The following is a 20314-nucleotide window of genomic DNA, read 5'->3' on the forward strand; positions in this document are numbered from 1 at the left end:
ATTTCGGCTCCCGTTGAAGGTGAGCTTGCATTCGTTCGAGCTGAGTGGCGAATGACGGATTTGAACTCGGCACAACAGTACGTCGTTCACTACGAGATGGACGGGATCACAGTGGCGTCGGGAATCATTACCGGCGAGGCTGGCGTAAACCTTCCTTACAACTGGTATCGCGGCGTAGCATTTTCCGCTCCCGGCGTTCGTCAAGTGCGCGTCGTGATCGATGGCACAAATGTGATTAGTGAAGCGAACGAGTCGAACAACGTCTTCGTTTTCAATTTCACGCCGACACCCGCGGACTTTCCCGAGAAGATGATTTTCCCAATCGGTGGTGAACCCGGCAGGGATTGGTCAACCGTCAATTACACCGATGTAAACATCAATGCCGGCCAGCAGCAAGACTTTCGCGGCGGCGCCTTTCAATACGATGGACATGATGCGTTTGATATCGCGCTTCCTAATTTCGATCGGATGGACGATGGCATACCGATCTTTGCCGCGGCGAGTGGAACCGTCATCGAAGCGAGTGACGGCAACTTTGATCGAGAAATCATGGCCAACAATCGTCCGGCCAACTATGTCGCGATCGATCATGGTAGCGGCTGGGTTGCATACTATTACCACCTTCAGCGCGACACCGTCGCCGTGGAAGTCGGTCAAAGTGTTTCGAAGGGGCAAATGTTGGGGTTGACCGGTAGCTCCGGCTTCAGCACGGACGCTCATTTGCACTTCTCGCTGTATCGCAATGGCTCGCTCGTTGAACCCATGTTCAAACCGGAAGACTACTTTGCGGATCCTCCGATTTACCAGGGTGATCAGACACCTTCGATCGCCGCATCTGGAATCACAGACCGGGCACCATGGAACGATTTTAAAGAGCAGCCAAACGACATTCGACAATTCCGCTCCGATGGCACCAAAGACACGTGGTTCTGGTACCGATTAAGTCATTTGAATGACGGCGAGAGTTTGGCAATCGAGTGGTATCGGCCCAGCGGAGTCTTGGACGCCACCTACAATTGGACGGCTAACGGTGTTGCCCGCTACGGAGGACATGCATGGATCCGAAATACTCGCGTTTACGAAGGAACTTGGACCGTCGTGCTGAAACATGACGGGGCTGAACTGACACGCGAGACATTCGAAGTGATTGGTTCCGGAGGCGGTCCAGAACTTGATATTCGTTATGGAAGCACCTACATCATCGACGGACGTTCGACGCCGATCAACTTTGGTGCGACAACCGCTGGCAACCCAGTGATCACGCGATCCTTCACAGTGAGCAATTGGGGAACAGGTAATCTGACAATTAGCGGGGTTGATGCCCCTGCCGGATTCCAAGTTATTTCCAGCCCCACCACGATCGCCCCAGGCAATTCGGGACTGCTAACGGTTCAGATGACAACGAATTCAGTTGGCAAGAAATGGGGTGATTTGATCATTCACTCCAACGACACCGACGAAAATCATTTTCGATTCGGTATCGAAGGAACTATTTCAGGCGCGCTGCCACCAGGCGCGGCATCCTTACAACAAGACCTACCGGCGTTGGCAATTGCAACCCGATTGCCACAGGCTCTCTTTCCCGACATGACGATCGGCAATGTGACAGGTCTAGGCTTGGCAAACGGATTGCTCACGGCCAGTATAGTCTCTGGGAGATCAGCAACGGACAAACTTCTGATCCAATCGCAGGACGTCGCGATGTTCGGCACGGAAGTCTTGTTCCAAGGCAATCTCGTCGCTAATGTCGTCTCGGATGGATCAAGCGGAGCACTCAAGCTGGACCTCCTAACAAATGTGTCCGTCAATGTGGTCACTGAAATCGCAAAATCGATTCATTTCATCGATGAGACCGCAGCGCCCGCGTCTCGGCGAAGAGTCGTTGATCTTCAGGTTTCCGATTCGGCCAATGTCGCGAGCAACGTGTTGCGACGATCGGTTACCTATTCCGATGTTTTACCGGAAATCGATTTTGGTGATGCTCCGTTACCCTACCCAACGCTAATCACTGAAGATGGCGCAAGGCACATACCGATTGGCCCTCGTCTTGGTGCCTTACGAGATATCGAACTAAACGGGCGTGCATCTCCGTCCGCGGATGGTGATGACAACGCAGGTATCGATGATGAAGACGGAGTGCTATTCGGTTTCATTGCCGGCGGGATCGAGCAAGCTTCCGTCAATATCGATCTGCAAAATGCTGGCAATGCCTTCGTCGACGCTTGGATCGACTTCAACCGTGATGGTGACTGGGATGATCCGGGCGAAAAAATCCTCAATGCCGTCAATGTGTCCACGGGTCTGCAAGCTCTCAGCTTCGTAGTCCCCTCTGGAGCAACCACAGGCGATACGTTCGCGCGAGTCCGCATAAGCACGGCGGGCGGACTCGCACCGACCGGCGAGGCAACCGACGGTGAAGTCGAAGATTACCGAGTGACCATTCATCCGACCGCATCGGCCAACGTGTTGATTGATGCAGGTAACAACCTGAGTATTCAATCGATCTCGGGGTTAAACTTCAACGATTCGATCACGCTTCACGCCGAAGGCGCAAACCTTCGTGTTAGCGATCCCCATTTTTCACTCATCGCCGGCGCCGGCGTTACTCAGGACGCTTCAGATGCGGTGGTGCCGATGGCCAGCATCACCGGTTCTCAAGGCATCACGGTCAACACCGATGGCGGCACCGACGTGGTCAATATAGAAGGACTGACGACTTCTTTACCCAACAACGTCGCGATTAGTGTGACTAACGCAAACGTCATCCTCGGCGGCGACTTGCAACTCAATTCGAACATAGGCTTCACACCTACTATCGGCGATTCCTTTGTCTTGATTACGTCGACCGACGGCCTCGCCGGATCCTTCAACAGTGCCAACTTACCTACCGCTCCTCCAGGAAGCGTTTGGGACTTGGTCGTCGGTTCGAATGAAGTGCGATTGAATCTACTACCAATCCAGTTAGTACTGGATACGGAACACACCGCAACGACAACGTTGGTGGGTGGATGGAGCCCCAGTGTTTCGGTACCTGGTTTCGAAGGTGCAAACTACGTATACACGGCGCCAGGAACCAATTCGACCGCAACTTTTAAACCGATTATTGGGACCGCGGGTCAGTATGAAGTGTTCGTGAAATATAGTTCACACGCCAATCGTGCGAGCAATGCCAAAGTCAGTGTGACGCACGCCGATGGGACGTTTGCAGTCTTGCAAAACCAGAAAACGGGTGGTGGTGTGTTCCATTCATTGGGTAGATTCAATTTTGCAGCCGGCACAGGGGGTAAGGTCCGCATCGACGCAGCTGGATCCGATGGATACGTGACTGCCGATGCGGTCCAGTTTTCGTACATCGGTGACGTCGTCGCTGCACCATCGGCTGACCTTGCAAGTCCGACCTCAGGGCAATCGCTGACTGCTGCGGTGCTGAATGCCAACGGTTTCATTGACGTGACCTTTCATTCAACGGCGGGCTTGGACACCGCAACGGTAGTCGACGCGGCTTCTGAGTTCACGCTGTCCGGTTCGGGTGTCGGCACCGCCGTTGTCGATGGAGCTGGTGTCCTGCAATCGGGAACGACGTACCGATATTCGTTTACAGGATCGTTTGTCCCCGGCGATGTGTCCGTGAATTTCACTGCGGGTGCGTTCGCCAATACCACTGCAAGTGGCAACCTTGCCGAGCAAGAGTCGTTTACACTGACCGATGGCATGGTGCGCATCACTCTCGATAACACAGACGCGACGCAAGTCAACAACTGGGCCGTCAGCGCGTCCACGGTTGGCTACGTTGGACCAAATTACCTCTACACCAATGCCGGTGGCGCAGGACGCTTGGTTTACACACCGACCATTCCGTCGGATGGATCCTATGAAGTGTTCGTCAATTACACAGACGGTAGTTCGCGAGCTTCTAACGCCGCTTATGAAGTGGTCTCGCAAAACGGAACCTCGGTCGTACGCGTGGATCAAAGCAACGGTGGCGGAGTGTATCAATCGCTCGGCACCTTTAACTTCTTGGCTGGCACTTCGGGCAGCGTGACGCTACGGGGGTCCGATGCAGATGGCTTCGTCGTAGGTGATGCCATGCAGTTTGTCCGAGTCGGCAGCACGACCGGTGCGCCGACCGCGACCCTTGCTGATCCCGTCGCCGGTGCCTCCATCGTGGTGACCACAATCAATGGTCGAGACTACGTCGATGTCACGTTCAGCGACACTTCGGGCGCAGGCCTCGACGTTTCAACGATCACGGATTCGCAGCAGGAGTTTACGCTTAGTGGACCCGGCGCAGCTTCGGTGAGTGTTAACGGCTCAGCGACTCTTGTTTCCGGTACAACCTACCGTTACGCCACGACCGGTGACTTTGCACCTGGAGCAGTGGACGCAGTATTTGCCGCTGGAACGTTTGCTGACTCGTTAGGGAATGCGAACATTGATTCGATCGCAAGTTTTGTCGTCACCGAAGACTTACAAGAAGAGGTGATCGTCGACAATTCCGGTCCTGGGTTTACTGTGAATGATCCAAACTCGCAGTTCTTCAACAGCAGTTCGGTCGGCGGTTTTGTCGGCTCGAGCTACTTAGCCGCACCCACCGGCTCAACAGCAACTGCGACTTGGACACCGACATTGGCCAATTCCGGTCAACAGTACCAAGTCTATGTCCGCTACACAGCGCACGAATTGCGAGCAAGCAACGCGACATACGAGGTAACGCACGATGGCGGAACAACGCCCGTTGTCATTGATCAAACGAGCGGCGGTGGAACCTGGGTGCTGTTAGGCACCTTCGCATTAAGTGATGGTGCCGCATCGGTGAAGCTCCTAACAGAAGGTGCGAACCAGTACGTTGTTGCCGACGCCGTGCGGTTCGTTTTGATGTAGTGCCCGTGCCGCTTGTTGTACTCGAGAACTTCGATTTAAAGTTGGATTCGTGTCCGGTAAGTTTTTTGCCTTTTTTAGCGGTGTCGCTTTTTTTAGCGATTGAAAACCGTTTTGTGACGCAATCCAATAAAGGCCCAGCCACCCACGACTCGCTAGATATGGCGAGGGGATTGTTTTGGGGGTGACGACAAATCCTAAACATCAAACATTTTTATGAGACGTGAGCGTGAATGGACAACCCGATACCGATTCAATTGAACAAGTTCGCTCTGAGACGACACCTGCGTACCGAGAAGTACGCTATGAAGCGACGGGCAACTTTGTGCAGATCCTTGAGCATCTCGGGGCCAGTTTACTGATCTCGACCTATCAAGCGGGAAAGGTTCTGAGTTTAGGAGGTTTCGGCGGTGAGTTGCAAATATCCTTTCTGCACTTTGGTCAAGCGATGGGTTTGGCGGTCGATGGCCAGCGGATTGCGATCGGTACACGCCGCCAAATTCACTTCTTGCATTCTGCTCGCGAAATCGCATCACGGATTGCACCGACTGGGACGCACGATGGGTGCTGGGCGATGCGTCAAAGCCGATACACCGGAAACATTCATGGACATGACTTGGCATGGGGCAAGGACGGATTGTGGGTAGTCAATACATTGTTTTCTTGTTTATGTACTTTGGACGATGGTTACAGCTTTGTTCCTAAATGGCGTCCTCCGTTTATCAGTGAATTGATCGACCAAGATCGCTGTCATCTCAACGGGTTGGCAGTGCAAAATGGCCAGCCTAAATACGTCACTGTGCTGGCGGAAAGTAACGAACCAGCAGGTTGGCGACCAACCAAGGCGACCAGCGGTTGTGTGTTAGAAGTCCCCAGTGGCGAAAAAGTTGTCGGTGGCTTGTCGATGCCCCATTCGCCACGTTGGCATCAAGACCGATTGTGGGTCTTGGATTCGGGGCGCGGCGTCTTAGCTACGGTTGATACCAACGCCGGTCGTATCGAGGATGTCGAACAAGTGCCCGGCTACACACGAGGTCTAGCGTTCCAGGGGCAGTTCGCATTTGTCGGACTGTCGAAGATTCGCGAGAGCAACATTTTCGGCGGCCTGCCGATCGCGGAGGAGCCCGAGTCGCTGCGCTGCGGCATCGCTGTGATCGATTTGCTTTCGGGACGAATAGTAGCGACGTTCCAATTTCACAGTGGGGTGGAAGAAATTTTTGCGGTGGAAGTGATCCCGCATTGTCGCAATCCGGCACTGTTTGGCTTGACGGCAGACGACGACGACCAGACGCACGAAGTCTGGATCGTCCCCCCGCCGCAAGCGAATGCAGTTTGAATTTCACCGAATCACGCAACGAGCTTATTTGAAGGTCCATCTAGTGTCGTACATCAATCCATGGCGTCGTGTGAAATTAGCTATTAAGGTCAAGCAGGAGCGTGCAGTGCGGAAACAGCGCCGCCAGCGGTTGCTGTTCGAGTCGTTGGAAGACCGACACTTATTGGCCGCAGACATTCCGCCGCTCCTGGACATCAATACCCAGCCGAATTTGGAGTCGTCCTCACCCGCAAGCTTTGTCGACGTAGGTGGTGTGGCCTATTTTACAGCTTCCTCGGCGACGACGGGGATGGAGCTTTGGAAAAGCGATGGTACGGCAGCAGGGACTGTATTGGTCAAGGATATTTACGCGGGCAGCATTTCGTCGAATCCTTCTTACCTCACCAACGTCAACGGGACGCTTTACTTCCGCGCCAATGACGGCGTGAACGGTGGGGAACTGTGGAAGAGCGATGGCACCGTTGCCGGGACGGTGTCGATTAAGGACATCAACGCGGCAGGTTTTGATTCAATCAGAGATCTCACCAACGTCAACGGCGTACTGCACTTCGTCGCCGATGACGGTACGAATGGAGCTGAGTTGTGGAAGAGTGACGGCACAACGGCTGGGACCGTGATGGTCAAAGACATTAGAGCGGGGAGTTCTACATCGAATCCCAGCTATCTCACCGACGTCGACGGTACTCTGTACTTCAGCGCTTTCGACGGCATCAACGGGTCTGAACTATGGACGAGTGACGGGACCGCCACCGGAACCGTGATGGTCAAGGATATTCGGGTTGGAAGCAATTCTTCAATTCCCAGAAATCTCACCAACGTCAACGGGAAACTGTTCTTTAGTGCGACAGAAGGCGCGAACGGGTACGAGTTGTGGTCGAGCGATGGTACCGCCGCAGGGACAGTGATGGTCAAGAACATTCGCGCGGGAAGCTCTTCATCTAGTCCCGATAAACTCACCAACGTTAACGGCGCACTGTATTTTTCCGCCAACGACGGCGACAATGGGATCGAACTATGGACGAGTGACGGGACCACGACTGGAACCGTGATGATCAAAGATATTAGAGAAGGAAGTTCTACGTCGTATCCCAGCGATCTGACCAACGTTAATGGAACCCTTTACTTCCGCGCCTATGACGATGCCCATGGTTACGAGCTATGGAAGAGCGACGGGACCGCTTCAGGAACGGTGATGGTCAGGGACATTCGCGCGGGAAGCAATTCGTCTTCACTCCGTTATCTCACCAACGTCAACGGCACGCTGTACTTCAGCGTTGCAGACGGTGTGAATGGTCGAGAACTTTGGAAGAGCGACGGGACAGAGTCTGGGACCGTGATGGTCAAAGACGTTTACGCGGGATACTCGTCCTCGTTTCCAAACAAACTTGCCAACGTAAACGGGACGCTTTACTTCAGCGCGAATGACGGTGTCAATGGCATTGAGTTCTGGAAGAGTGACGGGACCGCCACGGGGACGGTGATGGTCAAGGACATTCTTTCGGGAAACCTTTCATCGAGTCCCAGTACTTACTCCGACTTCAACGGAATGCTTTATTTCATCGCCAATGGGCGAGAGATCTGGAAGAGCGACGGTACCGCAGCCGGGACGGTCATGGTCAAAGCCTTCAACGCGGGATTATTTGGTTCACCTCGATTTTTTACCGAGATTAGTGGGACACTATACTTCGTCGTTAATGACGGAATTAACGGGGAGGAGTTGTGGAAGAGCGACGGCACCGACGCCGGGACGGTGATCGTCAAAGACATTCGAGCGGGAAGCGCTTCGTCGACTCCCAGCAATCTCATTGACCTCAATGGAACCTTATACTTTAGCGCGACGGACGGCGTGAATGGAACTGAGCTTTGGAAGACCGACGGTACGGCTGCCGGGACCGTGCTGGTGAAGGACATTAACTTGGGAAGCGGTGGGTCAACACCAAATTCTGTCATCAACGTTGACGGGACTCTTTACTTCAGTGCTTTTGACGTCAATGGAGTCGAATTGTGGAAGAGTGATGGTACCGCTGCCGGAACGGTAATGGTCAAGGACATTAACCCCGGAGGAGCTACATCAATTTCGGGTTCCTTTACCAATTTTGATGGGGCGGTGTACTTCAGCGCCAATGATGGGGTCAATGGACACGGGTTATGGAAGAGCGATGGAACTGCCGCCGGGACCGTGATTGTCAAAGAGATCGTCGGAGGGAATGGCCCACAGCTTCCTCGATATTTGACGAACGTTAACGGGACACTTTACTTCCGTGCCAGCGAGTTTGGGACTGGGGCAGAATTGTGGAAGAGCGATGGCACGTCCGCAGGAACAGTAATTGTCAAGGATATCTTCCCAGGAAACACGGATTCAGGCCTGCGTAATCTTACGGGCGTAAACGGGAAGCTGTTTTTCCACGCCACCAATGGAGTGAATGGGACTGAGTTGTGGACGAGCGACGGCACCTCGGTTGGGACTGTGGTGGTCAAAGATATTCGGCCGGGAATCGCATCGTCCAACCCTGGTCTGTTATTCAACGTGAATGGCATTTTGTATTTCCGCGCCGACGATGGGGTCAATGGGAATGAGCTATGGAAGAGCGATGGCACTTCCGCAGGGACAATGATGGTTCTGGATGTCGCGGCAGATTCCGCAAGTAGTAATATCACGTCAATGGGCAAAATTGGAAACCAACTTTTCTTTAGCGCCACAACGGACACCTACGGTGCTGAACTTTATGTCTTGCCCTTGATGTCTAACGAAGCTCCAACGGCGCTGAGCCTTGCACCCAATGCGATCGACGAAAACAGTGCGATCGGCTCCACGGTCGGTACGTTCGCGACGGTCGATCCCGACTCGGGCGATTCGTTTGCTTACACGCTGGTCCCTGGTATCGGCGACACCGACAACGCGATTTTTGCGATCTCAGGGGAGACATTGGTTACTACGGCCGTCATTGATTTTGAAGCGAAAAGCAGTTACTCCATCCGAGTGCGGACCATGGACCAAGGTGGCTTGTTCATTGAGCAAGAATTGACTGTTTCAGTTAATGACATTACCGAAGCACCGACAACGCTGACGTTGTTTAATGCCACGATCACCGAGAACCAGCCAATTGGTACGGATGTCGGCAGTTTTTACTCGGTCGATCCCGATGCAGGTGATGCGTTTACTTATACACTCGTGGGCGGAGTCGGGGCGGATGACAACAGCAGCTTTACGATCAGCGGCAACACGCTGAAGTCGGCCGCATCGTTCGACCTGCAATCGCAGTCCACTTATTCGATCCGCGTTCGCACGACCGATCAAGGGTCGCTGTTCACCGAACAGCAATTCACCGTCACGGTTCTGGCTGCCGACGTGCCACCGCTGCTGGATATCAATACCGAGCTAAGCGATAGCTCTTCGTCGCCCAGCGAAATGATCGATGTTGGCGGGTTCACGTACTTTGCCGCGACTTCGAAGACGATTGGCGGTGAAGGGCCAGCGCTTCTTGAGGGGCTGTCCTCCAGCTCGACGACGGGATTTGAACTTTGGAAGAGTGACGGCACCGCTGCCGGAACTGTGATGGTCAAGGACATTAACCCTGGAGGATCCTCATCAAGTCCGCGTTATCTCACCAACGTCAACGGGACGCTGTATTTCATGGCCAATGACGGTGTTAACGGCTATGAGTTGTGGAAGAGCGACGGCACCGCTGCGGGCACGGTGTTGGTGAAAGACATCCATGTGGGAAGCAATGGCGCTGATCTTCGCTATCTTACCGTCGTAAACGAAACGCTCTACTTCCGCGCCGATGACGGTATCAATGGTGCCGAGCTTTGGAAGAGCGACGGAACGGCTGCGGGGACGACGCTCGTCAAGAATATTTTCCCGGGATCCGGATCCCCTTCGCTGCTGTTTTTCGCCGAGCATCACGGCGAGCTGTATTTCCGCGCCAATGACGGTGTCAATGGCAGTGAGTTGTGGAAGAGTGACGGCACTGACGCCGGGACCGTGATGGTCACGGACATTGCTCCGGGAAACGCCTCGTCAGCGCTTGCAAGTTTGACCAGCATGAACGGGATGCTGTATTTCCGCGCAAGTCATTCCGCGAGCGACACCGAGCTTTGGAAGAGTGATGGGACTGCTGCCGGGACGACGAGGGTCAAAGACATTAACGTGGGCACCACTGGCTCCAACCCACTGGATCTCACCAACGTTGATGGGACACTGTACTTCCGAGCCGATGATGGTTCCGGGGGAATTGAGCTTTGGAAGAGCGACGGCACGGAGGCCGGGACTGTTTTGGTGAAAGATATTTTCGCTGGAATTAGTTCGGGCTATCCCCGTAATCTCACCAACGTCAGCGGGACACTGTTCTTCGTTGCCGAAGACGGTGTAAATGGCCGGGAACTTTGGACGAGCGATGGCAGCGCCTCCGGGACTGTCCTGCTGAAAGACATTAACGCAGGAAGTGCTGATGCTTATCCGTTTTCACTGACCAATGCGAACGGTGTGCTGTATTTCGCTGCAACAAATGAGTTACATGGCACTGAGCTTTGGAAGAGCGACGGCACAGCGGCTGGAACCGTGATGGTGAAAGACATTTACGAGGGCGTTTCGTCGTCAGTTCCCTACCAGCTCGCCAATGTGAACGGAACGCTTTTCTTCCAAGCCGATAATGGTGTCAATGGTAATGAGCTTTGGAAGAGCGACGGCACGACGATTGGAACGGTGATGGTCAAGGACATTTCTGCGGGAACCCGTTCGGCCGATCCCGATCAGCTTGTCAACATTGACTCGACGGTGTACTTCACTGCCGATAACGGTGCAGGTGGCGTTGAGCTTTGGAAGAGCGATGGTTCGGCAGCGGGGACGACGCTGGTCAAGGACATTTACGCGGGAGGCAACACGAGTTATCCCGATTCACTCTTCAATGCGAATGGAACGCTCTACTTCAGCGCCAACGATGGTGTGAATGGGAGTGAGTTATGGAAGAGTGACGGCACAACCGCAGGGACCATGATGGTCAGGGACATTCGCCCATTAGGTATATCATCGAGTCCCCAAAACTTCACATACGTCAGTGGCATGCTGTACTTTAGTGCTAGCGATGGCGTCAGCGGTCGTGAGTTGTGGAAGAGTGACGGCACGGAGACTGGGACAGTAATGGTGAAGGATATTTGGGTGGGAGGCAGTAGCTCCCATCCAAGCTATTTGACCAACGTCAATGGGACGCTGTACTTTAGCGTTTACGATGGCGTGGGTGGCAATGAGTTGTGGAAGAGCGACGGGACCGCCGAAGGTACGGTGCTTGTGAAAGACATTCGCACGGGTAACTATAGCTCCTTTCCCCAAAATCTTGTTGATGTTAATGGAACGCTGTACTTCACCGCTAATGACGGCGTGAATGGTCGTGAGCTTTGGAAGAGCGACGGTACAGAGGCCGGGACGGCGCTTGTGAAAGATATCGCTGGCAGCTCGGGGGCTTATCCATCCTATTTCACCAACGTCAATGGGACGCTGTACTTTCAAGCAAATGATGGTGTGAACGGCAGTGAGCTTTGGAAGAGCGATGGTACGGCCGCAGGGACCGTGCTTGTGAAAGACGTCGGCACGGGAAGCGATTCGTCTTCTCCTCACTACTTTTCCAACGTCGACGGGACGCTGTTCTTCACTGCGGATGACGGCGTGAGTGGCCGTGAGCTTTGGAAGAGCGATGGCACGACCGCAGGGACTGTGCTTGTGAAAGACATTCTCGCCGGAAGCATTGGGGCGGATCCCCGTCACCTCATCAACGCCAACGGAACGCTGTACTTCACAGCCACAGACGGCGTGAATGGCCGAGAACTGTGGAAGACTGATGGCACGGCGGCTGGAACCATGCTCGCGCTTGATATCGCAGCAGGGTCCGGCGATAGTAACCCCGAGTCCTTAGTGGTTGCCGGTAATAGATTGTTCTTCACTGCGACGACCGATTCGTATGATACCGAGATCTACACCGTCGAGAACGAGGTCACGCCTGTCGTCCTCACGCTCGATACCGAAGACACGGCGAAAACGACGTTGATCGGTGGCTGGGTTACAAGTTCGTCTGTGCCTGGATTTGACGGAGCCAACTACACATTTGCTAAGGCCGGAGCCAACGCAACCGCCACTTTCACTCCGACGATCGCAACGGCCGGACAATACGAGGTCTTTGTCAAATACAGTTCTCACCAAAATCGCGCATCAAACGCTGCGGTGAGCGTCATTCATGCTGACGGAACTCTGGCAACGACAGTCGACCAAACAACGGGTGGTGGCGTATTCAAATCACTGGGACTGTTTAATTTTTCCGTCGGGACGAGTGGCAAAGTCGTTGTCAATGCCGCAGGCTCGGATGGAATTGTCACAGCCGACACGGTTCAATTTGTCCGGGTGGGCGACGTCGTCCCTGCGCCGTCGGCTGACCTTGCAAGTCCGACCTCTGGGCAATCGCTGACTGCTGCGACGCTAAACACCGATGGATTCATTGACGTGACCTATAACTCAACATCGGGCTTGGATACGGCAACGGTTGTCGACACTGGCGGCGAGTTCACGATCTCGGGTTCTGGTGTTGGCACTGCCGTTGTCAATGGAATTGGCGTCCTACAGTCGGGAACGACCTACCGATATTCATTTACGGGGTCGTTTGTCCCCGGCGATATTAACGTGAATTTCACTGCTGGATCGTTTGCCAATCTCAGCGGCACAGGCAACCTTGCCGAGCAAGAATCGTTCACACTGACCGATGGTGCTGTTCGAATTATTTTGGACAACACCGATGCAACGCAAATCAACAACTGGGCTCCGAGCGTGTCCGTCGCCGGCTACGTCGGTCCCAACTACTTGTACACCAACGCGGGCGGAGCGGGACGGTTGGTTTACACACCGAATATTCCAACCGATGGCTCCTATGAAGTGTTCGTCAACTACACAGGCGGTAGTTCGCGTGCGTCTAACGCCGCTTATGAAGTGGTCTCACAAAATGGAACTTCGGTCGTACGTGTGGATCAGCGCACTGGTGGTGGAGTGTATCAATCGCTCGGCACGTTCAATTTCTTGGCCGGCACCTCCGGCAGTGTGACGCTTCGAGCGTCGGACGCAAATGGCTTCGTCGTTGGTGATGCGGTGCAGTTCGTTCGAGTCGGCAACACGACCGGTGCGCCGACCGCGACCCTTGCTAATCCCGTCGCCGGTGCCTCCATCGTTGTGACCACAATCAATGGTCGAGACTACGTTGATGTCACGTTCAGCGACACTTCGGGCGCGGGTCTTGACGTTTCAACGATCACGGATTCAGAGGTGGAGTTTACGCTTAGTGGCGCCGGTGCTGCGGCGGTGACAGTTGACGGCGCTGCGACACTTGTGACAGGCACAACCTACCGCTACGCCACGAGCGGTAATTTTTCACCAGGAGCAGTGGACGCGGTATTTGCCGCTGGAACGTTTGCTGACTCGTTAGGGAATGCGAACATCGATTCGATCGCGAGCTTTGTGATCGCTGAAGACGTGCAAGAAGAAGTGATCGTCGACAATTCCGATTCTGGGTTTACGTTAAGTGGTCCGAGCTCACAGTTTTTCGGCAGTAGCTCGGTCGGCGGCTTCGTTGGCTCGAGCTACTTGGCCGCCCCCACCGGCTCGACAGCAACCGCGACTTGGACACCAATACTGGCCAATTCAGGTCAACAGTACCAAGTCTATGTTCGCTACACGTCGCACGAACTGCGAGCGACCAACGCGACTTACGAGGTAACGCACAATGGAGGAACAACGACTGTTGTGGTTGACCAAACGAGCGGAGGAGGAACCTGGGTACTGCTAGGCACCTTTGCGTTAAGCGATGGTGACGCATCGGTGAAGCTCCTAACGGAGGATGCCAACCAGTATGTTGTCGCCGATGCGGTGCGATTTGTGTTGCAATAGCTCAGATATCGAGAGTTGGGACGGAAGAAGAACAACTACACGGCGGATTTGCGTCCAGTAAGTTTGCTTGCTTTTTTAATCGATGAGGCTCGCAATTCGATTGCAATGGTGCTTACTGTCGGATCTAATCCCCAGGTAGGTACCCACGTCACCCCCCGCTACTTGCCCCTTGTTCGCTGGACCTGGCAAGATTGGCATTTCGTCGGCGAAGGCCCCCGACCATCGAATCATTTGAACGCTACGTGCGATTGTCTGAGCTGCTCAAAATCGAACAGCCTATTCAAACTTGGGACGCACCGAAAGCTTCTTTCTGAGAAGTACTCGATTCCGGCAATGGTTCACTCGTTACGGTCGCACCGTCGCTACCTTCCAATTCCATAGCGGCGTCGAAGAAATCTTCGCCGTGGAGGTATTTCCAGGAAGCCGTCATTCGCTTACCCACTCACTTTGTCGGCCCGTGCCATGAAATTCAATAAGAAACGATTCGCTAACGCACGCAAGCAATCATGCACGAACCGATCGCGCCGAAACATGCGTCTGTTGTTCGAGTCGCTCGAAGATCGACGGGTGTTGGCATCGGTTGTTTCGGTTTCACCCTCGCTTGATAACGGCGTGCTGGCCGCAGGTTCGACGTCGCTGCAGATCGCTTTCAGTGAACCTGTCGTGGGCGGTGACGTGGCCAGTAACTTTGAACTTCGCAATCAGGGTGCCGACGGGATTCTTGGCAATGCCGATGATGGGTTGGCCAGCCTGAGTGCCGCTTACTCAGCCAACACGACGACGCTGAATTTCGCGGGACTCGATGAGGGCGTGTTTCGACTAACGGTCAAAGATTCCATCACGGACGTCGCCAGCAATCCGCTCGACGGTGATCACGACGGACTGGCTGGTGGCGATGACCGCCGCGATGTTGTGGTCGGTGGCATCGACAGCCAATCGCCAACGATTTTGCTACCCAGTATCAAATTTGGACAGCAGGGTTCTCAGTTTGGAACCTCCGTTGCTATCGACGGTGACCTACGTGTTGTAGGAGCACCCAATGCGGATCTAGATGGTTTCACTGATGTTGGCGTGGTGTATGTGTATAGCGCCACCACCGGCGCGCTGGTGGCCACGCTTTCTAATCCCACCCCAGAAAGTAGTGACAAGTTTGCCAATAGCGTGGCGGTCTCGGGCAACACCGTCGTCGTCGGGGCCCAATTCGACAATACTGGGGCCAGCAGCAGCGGCAGTGCCTACGTGTTCAACGCCACCACCGGAGCGCTGCTGGCCACGCTGACAAATCCCACACCGTCAACTAATGGCTTCTTTGGCGTCGACGTGGCGGTCTCGGGCAACACTGTCGTCGTCGGGGCCAGCAGCAGTGGCAGCGCCTACGTGTTCAACGCCACCACCGGAGCGCTGCTGGCCACGCTGGCAAATCCCACGCCGGCAACTAATGACTACTTTGGCGCCAGCGTGGCGGTCTCGGGCAACACTGTCGTCGTCGGGGCCCTCGGTGACGATACCGGGGCGAGCAACAGCGGCAGCGCCTACGTGTTCAACGCCACCAATGGAGCGCTGCTGGCCACGCTGGCCAGTCCCACCCCGGAAACTAATGACAGCTTTGGTATCAGCGTGGCGGTCTCAGACAACACCGTCGTCGTCGGGGCCTACCGTGACGATACCGGGGCGAGCGACAGCGGCAGCGCCTACGTGTTCAACGCCACTACCGGCGCGTTGCTGGCCACACTGGACAATCCAACACCGGAAAGTACTGACTGGTTTGGCAGAAGCGTGGCGGTCTCGGGCAACACCATCGTTGTCGGGGCCTACCAAGACGATACTGGGGCGTTCGACAGCGGCAGCGCCTACGTGTTCAACGCCACCACCGGAGCGCTGCTGGCCACGCTGACCAATCCCACACCGGAAGGTAGTGACTTTTTTGGCTCCAGCGTAGCGATCTCGGGCAACACCGTCGTTGTCGGAGCCTACCGTGACAATTCCGGGGGGAGCGGCGGCGCCTACGTATTCAACGCCTCCACCGGCGCGCTGCTGGCTACGCTGGCCAATCCCACCCCGGCAAGTGGTGACTGGTTTGGCTCCAGCGTGGCGGTATCGGGCAACACCGTCGTCGTCGGGGCCCACCTCGACGATACGGGGGCGATCAACAACGGCAGCGCCTACGTGTTCAACGCCGCCACCGGAACGCTGTTGGCTACGCTGGCCAATCCCACTGCAGGTGTTGACTACTTTGGCTCCAGCGTGGCGGTCTCGGGCAACACCGTCGTCGTCGGGGCTTTGCAAGACAATACCGGGGCGTTCTTCAGCGGCAGCGCCTACGTGTTCAACGCCACTACCGGCGTGCTGCTGGCCACGCTGGCCAATCCCACACCGGCAAGTCGTGACCACTTTGGCGTCAGCGTGTCGGTTTCGGGCAACACCGTTGTCGTCGGGGCCTACCGTGACGATACCGGGGCGAGCGACAGCGGCAGCGCCTACGTGTTCAATGCCACTACAGGCGCGCTGCTGACCACGCTGGCCAATCCCACACCGTCAAGTGGTGACAACTTTGGCTACAGCGTGGCGGTCTCGGGCAACACTGTCGTCGTCGGGGCCTTCCTAGATGATACCGGGTCGAGCGACAGCGGCAGCGCTTACTTGTTCAACGCCACCACCGGCGCGCTGCTGGCCACGCTGGACAATCCCACACCAGCAAGTGGTGACAACTTTGGCTACAACGTGGCGGTCTCGGGCAACACCGTCGTTGTCGGGGCCCAGTACGACGATACTGGGGCGAGCGACAGCGGCAGCGCCTACGTGTTCAACGCCACCACTGGAGCGTTACTGGCCACGCTGGAAAATCCCACCCCGGAAAGTAGTGACCAGTTTGGCAGTAGCGTTGCGGTCTCAGGAAACACCGTCGTTGTCGGGGCCCAATACGACGATACTGGGGCGAGCGACAGCGGCAGCGCCTACGTGTTCAACGCCACCACCGGAGCGCTGCTGGCCACGCTGGAAAATCTCGCCCCGGCAAGTACTGACTACTTTGGCAATAGCGTGGCGGTCTCGGGCAACAACGTCGTCGTCGGAGCCTACCTCGACGATACGCAAAACACGGATCAGGGTGCATCCTATGTGTTTGCATTAGACGCCAATCAGGAGCTACTCTCTGCTTCGGGTCAGATGTTTGATGTCGACGCTTCGTCGTTCGGCACTGGACAGCTTATTCAAGGCACTAACAACGCCTTCGACGGACTAAACCGTTTGCAAGTCGATAACGTTGACTACGCGACACTCAGCTCACAATCAACCACCACCGACGACAATGGACGCACGGTGGTGACTCCGCAAGTAACGATGAGCGGCCTTTCCGTCTCACGAGAAATCACCGTGCCCAATACGATGAGCCAAGACTTCGCTCGTACGATTGAGGTCGTTACCAACGCAACGGGCAGCCCGATCACGGTGCCCGTTCGCATCGTGGGCAACTTAGGCAGCGATTCGAATACCACCGTTTTCGCTACCAGTGACGGAGATGCGATCGTTGAACCGACCGACACGTGGTTTGGAACGGATGATGGGGACGGAGTTGGAACGCCAGCCGTGATCCATCTTTTGCACGGAGCGTTCGGCCTACAGCCTTCATCCGTAAATGTGATCGATGACAACGTCGAGTGGACGTACAATCTGACTGTCGATTCCGGAGAAACTCAGCGAGTCGCCTCCTTCACGGTCCTGGGTACGACACGCCAGCAAGCGATCGATGCAGCCAACGCTCTTGTGACCTCATCGGGATTCGGTGGCGAGGCCGCCGCGTTCCTAACCCCTAGCGATGTTGCCTCGTTGGTGAACTTCGACTTCAACGTCGCTCCCACGGATATCGAGCTATCAGCGAACTCGATCAAGGATAACAACGCTGTCAACGCTGTCGTTGGCACCCTCTCAACGCTCGATACCAATCTGGCCGATGGCGACACTTTCACTTATTCACTTGTCCCTGGAGCTGGCGACACTAATAACATCCGTTTCACAATCGACGGCGATCTGCTCAAAGCCGCCGCTGTGTTTGAATACGAGACCCAGGCCAGTTATTCCATCCGCATTCGGGCAACCGATTCTTTGGGAGCATTCGTTGACAAGCCATTTACAATCCAAGTTGTGGACAGTGTCATCGAGCTGGATACCGAAAACACAGCGACGACAACGCTGGTGGGTGGATGGAACCCCAGCGTTTCGGTACCTGGTTTCGAAGGCGCCAACTATGTTCACACACCACCAGGATCCAACTCGACTGCGACGTTTACACCAGCATTGGGGCTCGCGGGTCAGTACGAAGTGTTTGTGAAATATAGTTCACACGCCAATCGTGCGAGCAATGTCAAAGTCAGTGTGACACACGCCGCTGGAACGTTTGTGGTTTTGCAGAACCAAAAAACGGGTGGCGGTGTGTTTCACTCCTTGGGCTTGTTCAATTTTGAAGCCGGTACTGCTGGTTATCTCACCCTCGACGCGGCTGGATCCGATGGATACGTGACGGCCGATGCGGTTCAGTTTTCGTACATCGGTGACGTCGTCGCTGCACCGTCGGCTGACCTTGCAGGTCCGATCTCAGGGCAATCGCTTACTGCTGACGCATTAAACGCGAATGGATTCATTGACGTGACGTTCAACTCAATGGCGGGCTTGGACGGGGCAACGGTATTAGACGCGGGCGGCGAGTTCACGCTGTCCGGTTCGGGTGTCGGCACCGCCGTCGTCAATGGAGCTGGCGTCCTACAATCAGGAACGACGTACCGGTATTCGTTTACGGGCTCGTTTGTCCCCGGCAGCGTTAATGTGAATTTCACCGCTGATGCGTTCGCCAACACCACTGCAAGTGGTAACCTTGCCGAGCAAGAGTCGTTCGCACTGACTGACGGAGCTGTCCGAATTACTTTGGACAATAGCGACGCGACGCAAGTCAACAACTGGACCGTCAGTACGTCCACGGTTGGCTACGTTGGACCAAATTACCTCTACACCAACGCCGGCGGCGCTGGACGGTTGGTTTATACACCGACCATTCCGTCAGATGGCTCCTATGAAGTGTTCATCAATTACACAGACGGTAGTTCACGAGCCTCCAACGCGGCTTATGAAGTGGTCTCACAGAATGGAACGTCAGTCGTACGTGTGGATCAACGCACCGGTGGCGGAGTGTATCAATCGCTCGGCACGTTCAATTTCTTGGCCGGCACTGCGGGCAGCGTGACGCTGCGAGGGTCCGATGCAGATGGCTTCGTCGTCGGTGATGCCGTCCAGTTTGTCCGAGTCGGCAATACGACTGGTGCGCCGACCGCGACCCTTGCTGATCCCATCGCCGGTGCCTCCATCGTGGTGACCGCAATCAATGGTCGAGACTACGTCGATGTCACGTTCAGCGACACTTCGGGCGTGGGTCTCGACGTTTCGACGATCACGGATTCAGAGGAAGAATTTACGCTTGGTGGCGCCGGCGCTTCGGCGGTGACTGTTGACGGCGCAGCGACACTCGTGTTAGGCACAACCTACCGCTACGCCACGACCGGTGATTTTGCTCCTGGAGCAGTGGACGCAGTCTTTGCCGCTGGAACGTTTGCTGACTCGATGGGGAATGCGAACATCGATTCGATCGCGAGTTTTGTGATCGCTGAAGACGTGCAAGAAGAAGTGATCGTCGATAACTCCGGTCCCGGGTTTACTGTGAATGATCCCAGCTCACAGTTTTTCAGCAGTAGCTCGTTGGGCGGCTTCGTTGGCCCGAACTACATAGCCGCTCCCACCGGCTCGACGGCAACCGCGACTTGGACACCAACACTGGCCAATTCTGGTCAGCAGTACCAAGTCTATGTTCGCTACACGTCACACGAACTGCGAGCGACCAACGCTACTTACGCGGTAACGCACGATGGCGGAGCAACGTCTGTCGTCATTGACCAAACGAGCGGGGGAGGAACCTGGGTACTGTTAGGCTCGTTCGTGCTAAGCGATGGCTCCGCGTCGGTGCGGCTCCTATCGGCAGGTGCCAACCAGTATGTTGTCGCCGATGCTGTGCGGTTCGTTTTGCTGTAGTTCTCGCTGACGACATTCGCCAGATGCGGGTGCTGGTGGTTGGGGTTTCCCCCGGCACTTGACTTTAGTTGCATGAGACCAGATTATAGATGCTGAACGCTCACCAT

General features: G+C 55.3%; 4 protein-coding genes. All 4 read left to right on the forward strand.

Translation table 11 applies throughout. The annotated features are described in order from the left end of the window. Positions 1–51: 51 nt before the first annotated feature. The 4 genes from SH528x_RS27325 to SH528x_RS27340 all read left to right on the forward strand — a co-directional run bounded on the left by SH528x_RS27325 (position 52) and on the right by SH528x_RS27340 (position 20207). Positions 52–4881, forward strand: a complete 4830-nt coding sequence (locus SH528x_RS27325; protein ID WP_442512184.1) for a golvesin C-terminal-like domain-containing protein — start codon at positions 52–54, stop codon at positions 4879–4881. Positions 4882–5107: 226 nt separating this feature from the next. After that, positions 5108–6214 carry a TIGR03032 family protein gene (locus SH528x_RS27330; protein ID WP_442506612.1) on the forward strand — a complete coding sequence of 369 codons (1107 nt, stop codon included), beginning with the start codon at positions 5108–5110 and terminating at the stop codon, positions 6212–6214. Then, positions 6204–14135 (forward strand): ELWxxDGT repeat protein, encoded by a 7932-nt coding sequence (locus SH528x_RS27335; protein WP_442506613.1) that lies wholly within the window; start codon positions 6204–6206, stop codon positions 14133–14135. The genes SH528x_RS27330 and SH528x_RS27335 overlap by 11 nt, the downstream gene beginning before the upstream one ends. Positions 14136–14666: 531 nt before the next feature. After that, positions 14667–20207, forward strand: coding sequence for a golvesin C-terminal-like domain-containing protein (locus SH528x_RS27340; protein WP_442506614.1), 5541 nt, complete (start codon positions 14667–14669; stop codon positions 20205–20207). Positions 20208–20314 lie beyond the last annotated feature (107 nt).

Origin of the sequence: Novipirellula methanifontis, from assembly GCF_052161655.1 — a bacterium.
Lineage (GTDB): Bacteria > Planctomycetota > Planctomycetia > Pirellulales > Pirellulaceae > Novipirellula.